This window comes from Streptomyces sp. NPDC001617, assembly GCF_053596855.1.
The window spans coordinates 1-3,580 of the sequence record NZ_JBSFHA010000186.1 but is presented as its reverse complement, the minus strand read 5'-3'; the positions used below and the strand labels follow the sequence as shown (position 1 = coordinate 3,580).

The 3,580-nt window shown below is 70.6% G+C and carries 1 pseudogene; it reads left to right on the top strand.

Annotated elements, in window-relative coordinates:
* A pseudogene (locus ACWC09_RS52330) lies at positions 1-3,580 on the top strand (hypothetical protein); the annotation flags it as partial.

Here is a 3,580-nt window from a genome sequence, read left to right as displayed (position 1 = left end):
TTGCCGCCCGCGACCGGTGAGGTCTGGCGTGGCAAGCGTTCCGCCGAGGAACTCTTCGCGGGGACCGGCCATGGCGACCCGGCCGCGTCCGGCCGTTCCGAGTTCACCTTCCCGGCGTTCGCCAGCTTCAGCCGCGACGAGTTCAAGGCCAGTGTGTTCATGTGGGCCACTCCCCTGCCAGGGACACTCCCCGTGCTGGTCCGTGTGGAACTCACCGGGAACTGGGGCCGGGACATCACGCCGTTCTCGAACAACCCGCACGAGGAGGAGGTGCTGCTGCTCCCCGGAGCCCGGCTGGGGATCGAGGCCCGAACGGTCGACAGCGACGGCAGAGGCGACTTCGAGCACATCCGGGCCCGGGAGGTGCCGCCGCCGTCGGCGGGGCTGCTGGGTGGCTCTCCGGACGCGGTCGCCGGGTCCAGTGGTTCACGCGCTGTGGAGCCGGACAGCAGCCAGGTGGGCGCCGTGTCCGTCCTCGGGGATTCGGTGGTGTCGGACAGCACATCGGCGCCGGGCAGTGGTCCTGACCTCGGGGTGCTGTACACGGACCCCGAATACCTTCCACGGGCGCGGGAGTTCGAGCAGCGGTTGGGTGAGTTCGCGTCCGGTCATCCGGCGGCGCTGAGGGCTGCTCGGCGGAGTGTGGAGCGTCTGTTCAAGGTGCTCACCGATGCCCACCCCGCGGAGCGCCGGGAGGATATCGCCAAGGTCCTCCTCGATGGCCTGGAGCCGGTGGGCAGGGTCCGTGGAACGACCGCGCGGTCGCGTCTGCAGGGTCTGCTGGAGTCGGGCGGTTCGCGCGAGCTGATGACGGCTTTCACGAACGGGGTGCTGTTCCACGACTCCCCGCTGACGCTGAAGGCGTTGCTGCGTGACATCGCCGAGTCGGGTGACTGGGCGAGGGCCGCGAGCCTTGGGCTCGATGCGGAGGCGCTGCGTGAGGGGCTGGCCGTACTGGAGGGTGCGGAGCTGCCGTCGGGTGTGTTCGCCGGGACGGCCGCCAGGCTCGGGAACGCCTTCGGGCTGCTGAACGTGCCCGAGACGGACGGGGAAGCCTTCGCGCTGGCTGTGATCGGGCGGATGCTTCCGCTGGGAGACCGTTCGCTGTACGAGGTGCTGGCCGGTCTGCAGGCGACGGACGTGGTGCCGTCGCTGGCGGGGAACCCGTTGGACGACGCGGCGCTGGTCTACCGGTCGATTCCGGGGGTGTCGCTCGCCGAGGTGCGTCGGAACGTCGGCGACAAGGGCATGCTGCCGCACGAGGCCCTTTACTGGCACAAGATCACGACTCACGTCCAGAGGGGTGGTTTCGCCGAGCCCGGTGCAGAGAGTCTGGCCATCGCGCAGCTGCTCAGGAAGCAGTTCGAGAGCCTCGTCGGCACGCGGATCCTCCGCCTCAACGTGGACGCGTCCACCCGGCGCTGGTTGCGGGAGAACCACATGACGGCGTCGCAGGTGCTGGAGAAGCTGAGTCCGGCTCACTTCGCCGTCCTGGCGGCGTACACCACCACGGCTTCCCCGCTGATCAACACCGTGCTCAAGTTCGGGTCCGCCGAGGTACGCCCGGAGCTGCGCCGCCGGGTCAGGCGGCTCATCAACGAGCATCTCCACCTGGGCAAGGACCTCAGCCCCGTGCTGGGCGACGACCCGGCTGCCGCAAGGCTGCTCGACTCCTACCGGCGTAACCCGTACCAGCTCCAGGAGAGGGAGCGGCTGGCGGAGGCGATCTACGCCGCGGCCGAGAGGCTGCTGCCCGCCATCGAGCGGGAGATGACTGCCCACGCCGCGATGCTGCTGGACGCGCTGGAGCAGTTGCCGCCCGCGACCGGTGAGGTCTGGCGCGGCAAGCGCTCCCTCGCGGACCTCCACGCGGGAATCGGACCGATCGACTCCGCCGACCCCGGCGTCACCGAACTGTCGTTCCCGGCGTTCGCCAGTTTCAGTCGTAACGAAGCCCTGGCCATGCAGTACCTGGACCGGAACTGGGTGCCGGGGCTCCGTCGCGTCCTGGTCCGTGCCCAACTCGCAGGGAACATGGGCCGGGACATCACACCGTTCTCCGCGAACCCGCTGGAGGAGGAGGTGCTGCTGCTTCCCGGGGCCCGGCTGAAGATCGAGTCCCGTGAGTTGGTCCCGAACCACGGCCATCGGTACGAACGGATCGTGGCCCGGGAGGTGCTGCCGCTGTCGGCGGAGCTGCGGCGGTTCGCCGTGACGTTCGGCAAGCTGGAGGAGCGTGCGGCCGAGGGCTTGTGGGTTGAGGCGGCGCGGGTCACGGCGCAGCACAACCCCTTCCGCCTGAGGGTGGCCGAGGGCCCCGGTTCGTTGCTGGAGCGGGACTCCGAGCAGTACTGGGCGACGATGCGCGTGGCCCAGGAACTGCACGAGAACGAGGGCGCGCCGGACCGGCTCGAGCGGGCCGTCGAGGTGGCCAAGACCCTGGCCGCGGAGCGGGGCGTCGACGCGTCGCGGCGGCCGGGCCTGCGGGGCGGCTCTCCGGACGTCACGGTCGCTGAGTCCAGCAGGGCTGGCGCGTCGGCGTTCGGCGTAGCGATGGGCGAGGCTGCGGCGGTTGCGGACGGCTCGGAGGCGACCGACGAGGTCCCTGGGCCGCTGAGGGTGCTGTACACGGACCGGGCGTATGTCCCGCTGGCGCAGGGGTTCGAGGAGAGCCTGGCCACGTACGCGGCTACGCACCCGAGGGCGCTGGAGATGGCGCGGAGTGCGGTGAACGTTCTCTTCGGGGTGCTCTCCGGAGCGCGTCCCGGCCTGCGCGGGGAGGAGATCCTGCAGGTTTTCCGGCCGGACGGGCCGATGCCGGACCCGGCGGAGGAGGAGGCCTGGGCGACCGGGATCGACGACCTGACCGAGCGTGACCTGCCGGGGTTGATGGCGGCCTTCCACCAGGGGGCGCTGTCCGGCGATTCCCCGCTGGGTTTGCAGGCGTTGCTGCGTGAGATTGCCGGCTCGGGTGACTGGGCGAGGGCGCAGGAGCTGGGCCTGGACGTCGAAGCGGTGCGGGAGGGCGTGACGCCCGCGCTGCTGCCCGAGCGTGCGTCGCGGACCGCCGCGGAGCTGGGGAACGTCCTTCGGGTGCTGAACCTCGCCGATCAGGACGGGGACGGGTTCGCGCTCGCTCTGATCGCGTGGCTGCTGCCGCAGCGGGAGGAGTCGCTCTACGAGGTTCTGGCGGGTCTGCGGACCACGGGCGTGGTCCCGTCGCTGGCCGGGGACGCGTTGCAGGACCCCGCGCGGATGTACCGGTCTGTTCCCGGGCTCGAGTTGGGCGAGATCCGCCGGGAGGTCGCCGACGACGGTTTGCTGCCGCACGAGGCCGTCTACTGGTCCAAGATCCAGGACGGCGTTTTCTCCGAGCCGGCAGAGGAGCTGCAGGATAACGCCAGGCAGCAGAGGGAGTGGTTCTCCGATCTGGCCGACCGGGCCAGGCAGCGGAGGGAGGGGTCCTCCGACCTGGATCACACGCTGCCTGCCGAGCGCTGGTTGTTGCGGCACGACATGGCGGCGCAGGAGGTGCTGGACCGGCTGTCCCTGCCTCATTTCGTCGCCCTGATGGCGTACA